Genomic DNA, 14,048 nt, shown 5'->3' on the forward strand with positions numbered 1-14,048 from the left:
GATTTAATCGGCATCAATCCCCAAGAATATCGGACTAGCATCAATGTCAACTGCCATAAGCTCACGCAAACACGATGATCACGGAGTTCCCAGAATATTTGCTACAGCTTCATGCACTTGCGTGGCAATAAGGCTCAGCTGCCTGGCTTGATCCACTCCCTTAGTGGCCCTTTCCGCCTGCCACTCAATAAACATCGGAGCAAACCAAATGAGTTTCACAAGCCTTGACTCGATCATCTCTCCCTGCTCCGGAATCTGCGAAAGAAGCGACACGTATGCCCCGCCCGCATCCGGGTCGAACTGTCCCGATCGAAGCTTCCCCAGGAACCCTGACTCATCATCCCATGCCGCATCAAGCAGCTCTAGCAGATCTTCCACAGCAATCTCCTACGGCCAGGTTCCGACGATCGCGTCCGCTGGCACATTCTGCCACACAAGCACCTCAGAGTCCTTCCTGGCATAGGCACTGTGCCTTGGACTCGATGGAAATGGACCATCCGAAATATCCACATACCTAAAGGGGAGGCGATTCAAATCAATTGCCACTACTCCATTTCCTTGATTGTATTTCCCGAATGCAGTTGCCGGATCCTTGCTTGTCGATATCCACGGAGTCAATTTCTTTCCGGCGACATGCGAGAGTGGTGAAACTCCGGCATTCCCAGGAGCTCGCGCCACCAGGCCAACACTCGGATCTTCGGCTCCAGATAGAGCACGAAAAACAATCCCCGGAGCTGCAGTTGCATCGGAAGGAATATCACACTTATCGGCACCGCTCGTATTGTGCACCAAGATCGGCGTGGTCCCGGCCAGCACATAGTACGTGTGGCACGCGCACCCGCCCTACCTGCGTTTTCGCAGCTCAGGCTGTTTTCGGCCTTCCGTTGAGGTGCGCCTTCGGCCGTGGTTGTGCGTGGTTGTTGCCGTCACCACTGCCGTCAATGGTCTAGACCAATCGGGCCGACTGGGTATCTCGGGGCGACTCGGCGGTCGCCTGCGGGGCGGCGCTTGGTCGGGGTGGGGCAGGGCTCGTGCGCCCGCCCTGTGTGGCGGCGCGGGAACGGCTCGGCTTGCGGGGCCTGCGGCGGGCCACCGGCGGCTTCGCTCCCCGCTGGAGGCGTCGTCGGCTGCCGCCTTCGGCGGCCCGGCGGCGGGTGCAAGGGCCGGCCCCCTGGCCGCTCCTGTGCCTGCGATCCGGCCGTAGGACGGTCGTAGGCGACAACTTGCTCTGCCCCTGGGCGGTGCTGGGGTAAGCAGCGCTTACCCCACAACTTGCTCCCATCGGGCACCGGTCGAACCCGCCCACGACCCGGCAGACCGCTGACCTCCGGCATCCGCGAGGGCCTCGGGTGCTGGTCCGGTCTGGGTCGGTCGGCGACGTCGGTCCAGCTCCAACGGGCGGAGCCCGCCTTGAACCTCGTAGAGAAAATCTGGACGCACACCTCCAGCCCCTGGCCGTCCAAGGGCCGACGGGTCAGCAGCCTCGCTCGGTGCCGCCCGCTTCAAGGGCTTCGACGCGGGCACGCAAGGCGGCGAGCTGACCAAGCGTCTCGGCCAGCGCCAACTCCAGTGCCTCGATGCGGGCCGCCGTCCCGCCGAGGGGCGTGTTCCCAGCCTCCCCGTCACCTGAGTCACCGTCGGCGTCAGCGTCGGGGTGGGCGACGAAGGCTCCCTTGCCGGGCCGGGAGATCGCGTAGCCGTCCTGCTTCAGCAGGGCCATGGCCTTCTGCACGGACAGGCTGGAGGCCCCGTATTCCGCCATCAACACGGCCTGCGTCGGCAGCGCGTCCCCCGGCTTCAGCCCACCGGAGCGGATCCGCTCCCGCAGGGCCTCGGCGATGACCTCGAACGTCAGCAACACCGTGCCGCCAGCCGGTCTACGCCCCCGCCGCCCCACCGTCACCGCAGGTCACCCCGCCCTCTCTGCGCCACTACCACCGAAACTCGGCCCGTCCAAACCGGAAAACCAGGCCACAGTACCCGCATCCGAACCACCCACCGAAACAGATGAGGAGGGATGCACTTGAATGCGCTCTTGAAGCGATGCTACCTTCACGCACCGCCGGTGAACACCACCGCTGACCAGGCCAGACGCCCCCGGCCCACCGCCCGCGCCCGCCGTTCCCTCGCGCGCCGGCCACTCGGTTCGCCTCTCCTCTTCTCCCGACTCCTGCCGGAGGTCTGTCCCCATGCCCGCACAGCTCCAACTCCTCTCCCCCGCAACCACCTCCGCTCCGGCTAACGGGGCGTTCGCCGCACTGGCGCTCGTTAGGAGCGCCGGCACGTCCGCGCACAGGGACTCGGCGCTGGAACGCCGGGGTCGCCTGACGGCCCGGTTGGCCAAGCTCGCCGTAGCCGGATACCTCGCGCCCCTGGCCCGGCAAGTCGGTTCGCTGGGCGGCTGCGCCCGCCCGATCCGCATGACAGGGCACCGCACCCGCCTCGATGCTGCCACCGGGCAGATCCTCGACCACTTCGACACCCGCCATCTGCCCGCCGGCGAACTCCTGGTGCGGTGCGGCAACCGCCGCACCACCCGCTGCCCCGCCTGCTCGAAGGTCTACCGCTACGACACCTACCAGCTCATCGCCGCCGGACTACGCGGCGGCAAGACCGTCCCTGCCAGCGTCTCCACCCACCCCCGCGTCTTCGCCACCCTCACCGCCCCCGGCTTCGGCCCCGTCCACAACCAGCCCGGTGCCGCCTCCTGCGCCTGCGGCACCCGGCACGACGACGGCGACCCGCTCCTCGGCACCCCGCTGAACCCGGAGCGGTACGACTACACCGGCGCGGTGCTGTGGAACGCCCACGCGCCCGCCCTGTGGGCCCGCTTCACCACCCACCTGCGCCGTGAAATCGCCCACGCCGCCGGACTCACCCAGCGCACCCTGCGCCACCACGCGACCCTGTCGTACGCCAAGGTCGCCGAGTACCAGAAGCGCGGCCAGATCCACTTCCACACCGTCATCCGCCTCGACGGGCCCACCGGCCCCGCAAGCGCCCCGCCCGCCTGGGCCACCACCGCGCTCCTCGACCACGCCGTCCGCGCCGCCGCGAAGCGGGCCCGCGTCCGGCACCAGCACCGCTCCGCGTCCGAAGAGACCGAGGGGGTGCAGCCGTCGGAGTCCACGGTGTTCGGGTTCGGGCGGCAGATCGACGTTCGTGCGATCCGCGGCACCGACTTCACCGGCGACGCCCCCGTCACCGACCGGCACGTCGCCGCCTACATCGCCAAGTACGCCACCAAGGGAGCCGAGACCACCACCGGCACCCTCGACCGCCGACTCCGCTTCCTCGCCGAACTCGCCCAGCACGACCTCACCGACCACGCCCGCCGCATGATCCACATCGCCTGGCACCTCGCCACCCGTCCCCAGCACGCCCACCTCCGCCTGCGGCAATGGGCCCACATGCTCGGCTTCCGAGGCCACTTCTCCACCCGCACCCGCCACTACTCCACCACCCTCACCCACCTCCGAGCCGAACGCACCACCTGGCGCACCCGCCAAGACGACGCCCAGGAGCGGGCTGGCGAGGGGCGGTCGGTCACTGACCAGCAGAGCGACCGCAGTGACCACGCTGACCTGACCGCCGGTCACACCGACCCCGGTCCCGGTCACCGCGCCGGTCAGCGAACAAGGAGCGGGCGGCGCGTCGGCACGGACACGACCCTGGTGATCTCGCACTGGCAGTACGCCGGAACCGGCCTCCTACCCGAACTCGCCCACCTCGCCGACCTCCTGGCCACCACACCGCGCCCCCGGCCCGAGCAACCGAGCCGCCCCCGGCATGCGGAACGCCCCGGTGACCGGACCGGCCACTCCACCGACCCGCTGACCGCCGCCCCGGCGGAGGTGACCGAGTGACCGCCGACGCCGAACTCCTCACCGTCCCCGAGGTCATGGCCCGCCTCAAGATCAGCCGTTCCACCGTCTACGACCTCATCCGCACCCGGCAGCTCGCCTCCCTCACCATCGGCCGCGCCCGCCGCATCCCCGCCCACGCCCTGACCACCCTCGTCCACCGCCAACTCGAACAGGCAGCCTGATGACCACCCACGACAGCACCCCCGCCCCCAGCACCGGCACCGCTTCGCGCAGGGTCCGCGCCAACGGCGACGGCACCGTCTACCAGCGCAAGGACGGCCGCTGGGAAGCCTCCGGCTACGTCCTCGCCCCCGGCGGCACCCGCAAGCGCATCCGCATCTACGGCACCACCCGCAAGGACGCGCTCGCGAAACTGACGGAGAAGATCGCCGCCAGCAACCGCGGCGTCCCCGTCGTCACCACCCAGGGCAGCCTCGCCGCCTACCTGACGTACTGGCTGGAGAACGTCGCCGTCCACCAGCTCCGCGAGACCACCCACACCCGCTACACCGCCGTCGTCCACCAGTACCTGATACCGGGCCTGGGCCGGAAGAAGCTCGCGAAGCTCACCGCCAAGGACGTCCGCACCTGGCTGAACGAGCTGCGGACCGTCTGCCAGTGCTGCTCACGCGGCATCGACGCCGGACGCGACCCGAACGCGCAGGCCAGCCGCCGCCCGCGCTGCCGCGCGCTCGGCCGCTGCTGCCACAAGCAGCTCTCGCCACTCACGCTCGCCTACATCCACTCCGTGCTCAAGTCCGCCCTGGAGCACGCCGTCCGCGAAGAGGAGATCCCGCGCAACGTCGCCCGCAACGTCCGCACCGGCACACCCCGCCCGCGCCGCTTCAACCCCCTCACCGCCAACGAGGCCCGGCAGTTCCTCGCCGCCGCCCAGGGGCACCGGCTCGCCGCGCTGTTCGAGCTCGCCCTGCGCACCGGGCTGCGCAAGGGCGAACTCCTCGGCCTGCGCTGGGAAGACCTCGACCTCCACGGCGGCATCGCCAGCATCCGCCGCACCCTCCAGCGCACCCGCAGCAGCGGCCTGGCCGGACTGCCGACCAAGACCATCAGCTCCGAGCGGCGCATCGCCCTGCCGGCCTCCTGCGTATTTTCCCTCCGTGCCCACCGCGAGCGGCAGGCACGGGAGAAGGGGCAGGCGGGCCCGGCGTGGCAGGCCAGCGGCTACGTCTTCACACGGCCCGACGGGCACCCGATCGAACCGGCCACCCTCACCCGGCACTTCAACGCCCTGCTCCGCGACGCGCACCTGCGTCCGATCCGGTTCCACGACCTCCGCCATTCGACCGCGACGCTCCTCCTGGAGCAGGGCGTCGAACTCGTCGTCATCAAGGAACTCCTGGGCCACGCCCACATCGGAGTGACCGCGACGGTCTACGCCCACGTCCGGCTCCGCCTCCAGCGCCAGGCGATCGACCTCCTTGGGCACGCGCTCGGCAACCTCCCCGAGACCACCCCCTGGCCCGACGACGGTGGCGAGCCGCCGGTTTGTGCAGCACCCGTCCGCTGACGTTGCCGTCAACTACTGCCGTCAGACACCACAACGGCCCCACCGGAAAGCATCCGGTGGGGCCCTGCATTTCTATCCAGCATACCCCTGAGCATGGAGCCACTCAATGTCATGCATGTACTTCGAGAAGCTCTTTGACCGCTTTGGCGCAACAGCAACTAGCGAGTCAAATGGCGTCTCAGAGAATCGGCTGACCCAGATTCCAGCGTAGGTGGGAAGACTCTCGATCTCGACCCCCTTAAACTTCTCACGCCGCAGGAGAATTTGAGTCTCCGGATCGTACTTAACCAAGTCTCCTGGCACGCAGTAGAAGTCTGCATCCACGAAGCTTGCCTCAGAGATATCGAGCGCCCATTCCACTCCTCGATACCGCTCGACAAGCCCGGCCATGTGACGCTCTCGGTCGGCAAGCCCGCCATGAGGCGGCATGACCATCACTGGCCCGACCTTGCCCTTCAATACGACACGATTGAAGACGCAGCCGTACATCCGGTGAATCTGTTTTGCATTCAGCCCATCAACCGTCAGGTCCTCAAAGTAGACTCCCTGCACCTGACAACGGTCGACCGTGCACCCCTGGATCAGGGCATCCCGCACGACCAACCCGAAGTCGGGGTCATCAAACTGAGCCAGGACACATGAGGTCAGCGTGCTGCCGACCAGCTCCACGCCCGCGTACGTGCGACGCGAGCCAATGAGCCGAGTCCCTTGGATCGATTGGCCTTCGATGCGAACCACCATGACGGGCTCCACCTCCTCACACGATGTTGGCTAAGCCTACCTGAACACTTGGGCCAAGAATTCATCGGACGGGGCATCGTAGGTCATGATCTGATATGGGCTCGTTATATACGATCTTCCCATATGGTCGGCCCATGATCCTCTACTTGGCCCCGTAATATCCACGCCGAATGTCTGGTCACCGACCGTGATATTGAAGTCAGGCACCGGCTGTCCAGGCATTGCATTTCCAAGGTGGGAGATGTTGCCGTCGGCAAGAACTGCCGGGTCAGCTGCTGCTGCACTTTCCACCGAAGATCCGTAGAACATTCGCTGCAAGAACGGCTTAGCCTGCCCTGCGGCAATTTGCTCAGGGCTCAGCGAAGCCCGAACCTCTGCCGCCGAACGACTTGCAGCATTACTCAGCGCAGTCTGCAGTCGTGAATAGCTTGCCCGGCCCGAAACTCCCAAGTTCCCAATGGGGTTGGGGCAGCCGACATTGGTGTTGTGGACCAGGACCGGGACGCCGCCCGCCAGCACATAGTACGTGTGGAGTTGCTGGACGGTGAGGTTCCAGCGGTTGGCGGTGCCGGGGGTGGCGTGGGTGCTGAGGACGGTGGCGTGGGTGTCGGTGGCGGTGTTGAGGGCGTCACCTGGCTTGAGTTTGCCGGCGGGGACCCAGGTGTGGGTGGTGTCGTCCCAGAAGGGGTGGTTGGAGGTGGTGTGGAGGGTCGCGGCTTTGCCGTCGGTGCCCTCGATGGTCACGTCAAGGAGGTCCTTGTCGTGGTTGATCCAGACCGCCTGGACCTCGCGGGGGCCCTTGTGCTTGCCGGTGGTCGGGTCCGCGGACTCGACCTCGTCGCCCTTCTTGATCTTCCCGATCGGCTTCGTGTTGCCCTTGGCCAGCAGGACGGGGGTGTCCGGGGAGAAGCTGCACCTCGGTCCGCTACCGCGAGTCTCGTCATCTTGGGCACCCCGGGACGCAGAGCTCGGCGCATCCTTCGAGCCGGAGCTATGGGCATCGTCCGAGCCAGAAGAATGGCTGTTGGGTTCGGCCTTGGGCTTCTCTTTCGAGCCGGTCTTCGGATCGCTGGCCTCGTACCACCTGTCGGGATCGGCAACGCTCGGATCGGGAGGGCCCGGGGAAAGTTCCTCCTCCGGCCCCGGCATGTAGGAGCCGTGGGGAGATTCTTCAGACAATCCAGACGGACCGTGCTCGGAGTCTTCTTCCTGACTCGTGGCATCGTCGCCGGCGATACCGCAGTCCTCGCCCATAGCCGCGCAGGTCGCGGTGAAGGCCGGCCCCAGTGCCATACCGCAAAGCGGCGTCGCCATGCCCCAGGTGAGGAAGTCGCCCCCGCAGGTGACAACAGCGGTACCGTCGGCCAAACCCGCGACCGCCCATGGCGCGACCTCGCCGACCCCTTTCGCAATTGACTTGAGGGTTCCGCTTCCGGGGATGCCCCACCCTGCCTGTGTGGCCGTTCCCGAGCCCGTTCCGTAATCCGTCGCTGTGGTCGCGCCGGTGGAGCCGCCCGAGCCGGCGTCGCTGGACATGCCGGCGCCCATGGCGGAGCCGCCTCCGGCGCCGGCCGTCGGCATGTTCGCCAGACCGCTGGGGTCGCTTCCGCTGGCGGGGTTGTCGGCGGCGTAGCTGTAGCCGCCCATCTGGTTGGGGTCGCCGGCCTCGAAGACTGGGTCGGGGGTGAGGAAGCGGCCGGTGGTGGGGTCGTAGTTGCGGGCGCCGAGTAGGTCCAACCCGGTGGTGGCGTCGGTGGGTTGGCCGAGGTAGCCGTGGTTCTCGTCGGGGGTGACCCAGGTGGTGGGCTTGGTGCCGCGCGGGTTGCCGTACGGGTCGAAGTAGCGGCGGGTCACCGCCAACGAGTCGGCGTCGATCGCGGTGGTGGCGGTGCCCTGGGGGTTGGCGAGCTGGTAGGTCACCGTGCCGGTACTGGAGCGGGTGATGGTGGTGCCGTCGGGTCCGGTGTAATTCCGGAGCGCTGTGCAGGTCTTGGCGGCGACGTTCAGGGTGATCTGCTCGGCGCCGCCGAAGAGGTAGAGGATGCGGGTCTTGTCGAGCCCGTCGACCGCCGATGTCTGCTCCAGCAGGCTACCGTCGGCGTCGTACAGGTACGTGCTGGTGTTCGTGCTCGTGCCCGACGGTGTCGAGACCGTCGCGGTGCGGCCCTCGGCGTCGTAGGTGAGGGTCTGGGTCTGGCCGGGCGGCAGCGCGTTCGTGCCGGTACCGATCGTCGTCCAGGTCTGGCCGGCGCTGCCACAGGTCGTCAGCGTGAGCGCGGTGCGCAGGGTGGACGATCCGCCCGGGTCGCTCACGCACATCGCGGTGTTCGCGACGCTGACGATCGTGCCCGAGGTGGTGACCTTCCACTTCTGCGTGGCGTCGCTGCTGCACGTGTCGAGCGTGACGACGGTGCCGGCCTTCGTGGCGTTGCCGGTGGTGTCCAGGCACATGCCCAGCACCTTCACGGTCCCGTCGGCGCCGAACGCCCATTGCTGGGCGGCGGAGTTGTTGCAGGTGTAGGTGCGGATGACGGCGCCGGGCGCGGTGTTGGCGTTGGCGTCGTCGATGCAGTACTTGACGCCGCCGGTGAGCGCGAACCCGGTGACCAGGGGGCCGGTGGTGGTTTCTTTCCGCGAGACCGTGTCGCCGGCGTTCGTGCCCGCAGGTACGGCGGCGGGGTCGGCGTAGGACGGCGTCTGGGTGGCAGTACCGACCGTGGGATTGCTGGTGGTCGTGGCGCCTGCCTGGTTCGGCAGCGTCGCGGAGGTGGTGCCGTTGACCCCGGCGTACGCGGTGCTCTGCGTGGTGTCGTTGAGCGCGTTGCCGGTGGTGTCGTGGTTCACCATGCCGGTCCGGTCGCCCAGCAGGTCGTAGCTGTACGTCTGCCAGTACGGCGCCGGGCCGCCGACCGTGGGGGCCTTGACCGGCGAGGTCGCGGTGGTCTGGACGGAGGAGGTGTTGCACCCGCCGACCGCTCCCACTGTCGCCGCCGTCGGGTCGGTGATGCCGGCGGTGTCGGTCCAGGCGGCGGTCAGCCGCTGGAAAGTGTCGTAGCTGAAGCACTGCGTGTCGTGCGTGGTGTTGTTCTGCAGGTCGTCGGACGCGGTGATCTCGCCGGCCTGGTTGTAGCGGTAGCTGTCGACGTCGAGTGCGGTCGTCGACGGCTGGACGTGGGTGGTGTTCTGGATGACCCGCCCGGTGGTCTGGTCGTAGGCCGCAGTGGTGACGAGTTCCTTGCCCGGTACGCCGTAGTTGGCCTGCTGGACCCGGCCGAAGGGGTCGTGGACGGTTCCGTCCAGGTAGTTGGGGGTGTTCGAGATCGAGAGGGCCCCGGAGAAGGAGTTGAGGATGTCCGCCCGGTTGTAGGCGTAGGTGATCTCCTCTTTCGGAAGTCCGCCGTCGGCTTGGTAGTCGACCGTGTTGAGCAGGCCCACGCCGTCCGTGTAGCCGACCGATTCCGTGTAGGTGACCGTGCCGCTGCTCGGCGGGCTGGACTGCCCGGCGGCGGGGAACCCGTCCTCGGCTGGCACGGTCAGTGTGCTGCCAAGAGGCTGGTAGTTGGTGTTGTAGCCGGTGACGGCCTGTGTGTACGCCTTGCCGGAAGCGCCTCCGACGTAGCGGGTGGAGGACGTCGGGTAGCCCTCGGCCAGCGTGTCGTATATGTAGGACGCCTGCTCCTTGGTCGGGTCGGGGGTGGCCGACCAGGCACCGGAGTAGGTGGCGGTGACGCGGTTGTCCCAGTCGTAGGTGTAGGAGAGGACCTGGCCGCGCGGGTCGGTGGTCTGGAGCAGGTTGCCCATGACGTCGTACTTGTCGTACGTGCTGGTGCCTGCGTCGGGGTCGGTCTGCTTGGTTTCCTGGCCGAGCAGGTTGTACTGGTACGACCAGGTGTTGCCCGCCGAGTCCTTGATCGAGGAGACCTGGCCGGCCGGGAAGTAGCTGTAGTGGGTGGTGGAGTCAGCAGCAGGAACGGCTCCGGCCGTGCCCTGCGTCCACAGCGCCGTGGTGCCGTTGCTCGCGACGACGGCCACGGTGGAGTCGTTGCGGACCTTGAAGGTGGCTCCCGTGGTGGCCGTCAGGCCGGTGCTCCACTTCGAGGTACCCGTCGTGGTGTAGACGCCGAGATTGCCGTCGGTGCCGAACTTGGCGTACGCGCCGGGATTGCCCGAGGTACCGCTGTGCCAGACCTGCGCCCCTGTGGCCAGCGAGGTGAGGACGAGGTCGCCGTCGGCCTGCATGGTCAGCCGCACGCTGTCGCTGGTGAGCGACGTTCCGGACGGAATGAGCTGTCCGCCGGTGAGGGTGACGTCCTTCGCGGTGTTCTTGACGACCGTGCTCGTGGTCTGGCCCAGGCCGTTGGTGAATGTCGCGGTGGACGGACCGCCGGCCGGAGCAGTGCTGTCCGTCTCGTCCATGCCCGGGTAGGCGGTGGACGTCGACCACTGCTTGATCGCGTTGTGCCACAGCGTGCTGCCGATCGCCCGGCCTTGGCCGTCGTAGTCCGTGGTGGTCTCGGACGGGATCTCGTCCTCGTTCGCCGCGAACAGCGTGCTGGAGGGAGGCGTGTTCGGCTCGGAGTAGGCGGCGTAGGAGATCGTCGGCCAGCCGTGGGAGTCGTAGAAGGTGTCGGAGATGACGCTGCCGTCGTCCGCCGCCGAGTCCTGCTGCGTCTGGCGGGGCTGGAGCATCCCGTCGTAGATGGTGACGGACGTCGCGTAGCTGTCGTCGTCGCGACGTGTCTTGGTGGTGACCGCTGTCGGATCACCGGGGTGGGTGATGGTCCCGCCCGGCGCCGCCACCGCACCGGGGTCGATCGAGTAGCTGTATGTCATGTCGGCGCTCTGCGTCGCCTTGTCGCGACCGGGCAGCCAGACAGCGGTGCGCCGGCCCAGAGCGTCGTACGTCGTGTCCGTGGTGCGCCCGTTCGGGTCGACGCTCTCCGTCGTCACCCCCCGCAACGGATCGAACTCGGTGATGACCTTCCACTGCTTGCTGTTGTACGTCTCGGACTTGGTCGGCGCCGTGTTGCCGCCGGAATTGCTCCAGGCCGGACTGAAGTCGGTGTGCGTCTTCTGGCCGGTCGCGTCGACCGCGTCGGTGATGCGGCCTGCGCCGTCGTAGGCGGTGCTGGTGGTGGTCCGCCACTGCTCGGTGCCGCCGGTGTAGGAGGTGGCAGCCCGTACAGCAGTGGGCTCGCCGGTCGGCGAGACGGTGCCGAACGTGCCCAGCGACGTGAGCGTGCCGTTGTAGTAGGTCTGCCCATCCGAGATGAGGTTGTCGGCACTCACCGGGTCCGAGCAGGGGCCGGCATGGGAGGTGACCTGGTCCGGATAGGACAGCATCATGGTGTTGCCGGCCGGCGCCATGGCGTACGAGGTGGTCGCGCACGTCTCCTGGCTCGCGTCGGACACGTCGCCTTGAGAGTCGACGCTGATGGGTCGGCCTTGGCCGTCGTAGGCCGTGTCGGTACGCGACTGCCGCCACTTGGTGTTGGCGAGCAACGTGTACGTGCGGGCCTCGGAGGCGGTGGCCCGATGTGCGGTCAGGGCGGGCAGAGTGGACAAGGCGGGTTCACTGGCACCCGGGTTGTCGTCCTGGGTCCAGGACGTCCAGGCGGTCCTGGCGTGGCTGGCCGAGGTGGTCAGGGAGAACGGACCGTTGACGGTCTCGGCGTCGATGGTGCCGCCGGCCGACTTGTACGTGTCCGTCTCCAGCGCGGTGCCCGCGAGCGCGTCGGAGTCGGTGACGGTCTCGACCGTGCTGCCGTCGACCTTCGCGTCGACGCTGACCGAGCGGCGGGTGCCGTCGGCCTTGTAGTCGCCGTCCATGCCCTGCAAGTAGGTGGTGGTCTGCTGGGTCACCGGTTCAGGAGCAGCTCCGGTCTGGACGGTGACCGTGTGGAAGCCGCGGAACTGGTCCCAGGTGCGGTACTGGTCGTCCGTCAGGTCCGAGTCGTCGCGGTGCCATGCCGCGTCGCCGTAGCCGTAGGTCGTGACCTGCGCTTCCGAGCCGGCCGGAATCTTCTGCGCGTCCGGCTTGTACTGGGCCGCGATCGTGAGGTCCGACGCCGTCACCTGATGGACCGTGACCTTGTTGAACCAGTCCTCGATCGGCTTGGACGCGCCCGGGACCGTCCAGTAGACCGGATAGCAGGAGTTGGTGTTGGAGTCCGCCATCGAGTCCGACAACGACTTCCCGGCGCATGGTGTCTCGTTGTAGTCCACCGCGACGGACTCGCCGGTCTCGGTCTGGATGGACGAGATCCGGGGGCGGTACAGAGGGGGCGCGGCCGGCTCGAAGTCATTGACCCGGTTGTCGATCTCGGTGCCGGTGAACGCGATCTCGTTCAGCGAGATGTCGCTGTTGCCGTTACCGTAGGTGTCCTTGCCGGTGTGCTGGATCGACTGGAGCCACATCACGGCCTGGAGCGAACCCGCGTCCTTCGGGTCGACACTGGAGCCGGTGACCGGGTCGACCGAGCCGCCCGCGTCGGAGTACACCTGGCCGAGCTTGTAGCTGTCGACCGGAAGGAGCTTGTCGGTCGACGCGTCCTTGACGTGGACCTCGGTCGTGATGGTGTCGAGCCGCGTGGTGCTCCAGAAGGTGGGCCCGCCGATGATGCAGACGTTCGCGGGCACGGTGGTCGAACCATCCGGCAGCTTCGTCGTGTCCGTGGAGTCGCAGTTCAGGTCGTACGGCACGTCCGGCCAGTGCGGCGCCGAGGAGTCCGTCAGGTCGGCGGCGTCACACTTCGTGTACGAGGACGTGGCCTGGCATCGCTGATCCGACGCGAAGTCCACCTGGGCAGAAGGCGTACGGTCGGCCTGCTCGTCGGCGAGCGTGTAGCCGTAGCTGATCGACTTCAGCGTGCCGCCGCGGGTGTACGGCGTCAGGGTGCCGGTGTCGCCGGTGGCCGCCTGGCCGCCGCCCAGGTCGTAGTAGTTCTCCTCCGTGGAGTAGTCGTAGCGCTGCACGAACCCGGACGGCGACACGACGAAGTCGAGGTTCCACCGCCAGCCCTCGGGGTCGGCGCACTTGGACGCCTTGCCCTTGGCGGAGTCGTAGCACGGGTCGGCCGACTGGGGATGGAGCACAGGCACGCCCCAGGCCGACTGCGTGGAGTCGTCAGACGGTGTGCCTGACTGCGGCTTGCCCGCGGTCCCGGCCGCCGTGGGGCTGTGGTCGGCACCGAAGTACGCGGCGGTGCCGTCCGTCGTCAGAACCCGGTAGTACAGGCCGTCCTGAAGGCCGTTCGCGGCCCCGGACAGTTCCTGCACGACGGTGCCGTCATCGCCCTGGAGCCGCCACTGCGCGACCTCGCCGGAAACACTGGAATCCTTGCCGTCGGGCACCAGTACGCCCGAGTGGGCCCCGAAGGAGATGGTGGCGTTGTCCCCGCCCCAGCACTCGTCACCGGAACCCTTGAGGATCTTGTTCCCGCTGCTGTCCAGCAGGGTGCTGCACGGGCGGTACTTGCGCTCGACGAAACCCGGCTGGTAGTCCCAGCCGTCCCCGATCCACGAGGACTGCGAGTTGCGGGCCGAGGTCTCGCCGTCGGTGGACTGCGAGTCGTAGGACAGCGCCACGGCCGGCGCGCTGCCGCCCACGGCGGCCGGGACGTCGATCGGGTAGGAGTACGTGAAGGCTCCGGTGGCGGACGCCTGCCACGTGCTCGACGGGGTCAGCGAGGTGGCCGCGTAACTTCCCTGCGATCCGCTGCTCCCGGACGTGACCGCGAGAGCGGTGGTGGCCGCCGTCGCGGTGGCGTTCGAGCCGGAAGCCTTGCTCTGAGCACCGTCTGTTGCCGTCGTGGGGGGGGGGGGCCCCCCCCCCCCCCCGGGCCGGGGGGCCGAGGGGGGTGGCGGGCGGGGGGTGGAGGGGGTGGGGGGGGGCGTGGGGGGGGGGGCGGCCG

Annotated in this window: 7 protein-coding genes; 3 read left to right on the top strand and 4 right to left on the bottom strand. The window is 68.0% G+C overall.

The window, feature by feature from the left end:
* Nucleotides 1–78: 78 nt before the first annotated feature.
* Nucleotides 79–378, bottom strand: coding sequence for a hypothetical protein (locus tag AB0399_RS10030; protein ID WP_366410935.1), 300 nt, complete (start codon nt 376–378; stop codon nt 79–81).
* Nucleotides 379–1,474: 1,096 nt separating this feature from the next.
* Nucleotides 1,475–1,861, bottom strand: a complete 387-nt coding sequence (locus tag AB0399_RS10035) for a winged helix-turn-helix domain-containing protein (RefSeq protein ID WP_366410936.1) — start codon at nt 1,859–1,861, stop codon at nt 1,475–1,477.
* A gap of 328 nt (nt 1,862–2,189) precedes the next feature.
* Between AB0399_RS10035 and AB0399_RS10040 the strand changes: the two genes are divergently transcribed.
* From AB0399_RS10040 to AB0399_RS10050, 3 genes are read left to right on the top strand one after another with little or no spacing between them, the layout of a single operon-like run.
* Nucleotides 2,190–3,866, top strand: a complete 1,677-nt coding sequence (locus tag AB0399_RS10040; protein WP_366410937.1) for a replication initiator — start codon at nt 2,190–2,192, stop codon at nt 3,864–3,866.
* The gene (locus AB0399_RS10045; RefSeq protein WP_366410938.1) at nt 3,863–4,048 is read left to right on the top strand and encodes a helix-turn-helix domain-containing protein; all 186 of its coding nucleotides are present in this window, start codon (nt 3,863–3,865) and stop codon (nt 4,046–4,048) included. Before AB0399_RS10040 ends, AB0399_RS10045 begins: the two co-directional genes overlap by 4 nt.
* Nucleotides 4,048–5,394 (top strand): site-specific integrase, encoded by a 1,347-nt coding sequence (locus AB0399_RS10050; RefSeq protein ID WP_366410939.1) that lies wholly within the window; start codon nt 4,048–4,050, stop codon nt 5,392–5,394. The genes AB0399_RS10045 and AB0399_RS10050 overlap by 1 nt, the downstream gene beginning before the upstream one ends.
* A gap of 72 nt (nt 5,395–5,466) precedes the next feature.
* On the opposite strand, the gene AB0399_RS10055 is transcribed toward AB0399_RS10050, so the two are convergent.
* Nucleotides 5,467–6,135, bottom strand: a complete 669-nt coding sequence (locus tag AB0399_RS10055) for a hypothetical protein (protein ID WP_366410940.1) — start codon at nt 6,133–6,135, stop codon at nt 5,467–5,469.
* A gap of 36 nt (nt 6,136–6,171) precedes the next feature.
* Nucleotides 6,172–13,743 (bottom strand): ricin-type beta-trefoil lectin domain protein, encoded by a 7,572-nt coding sequence (locus AB0399_RS10060; protein WP_366410941.1) that lies wholly within the window; start codon nt 13,741–13,743, stop codon nt 6,172–6,174.
* Between the last annotated feature and the right edge of the window lie 305 nt (nt 13,744–14,048).

It is taken from the genome of Streptomyces sp. NPDC088194 (assembly GCF_040702025.1).
Taxonomy (GTDB): Bacteria; Actinomycetota; Actinomycetes; order Streptomycetales; family Streptomycetaceae; genus Actinacidiphila.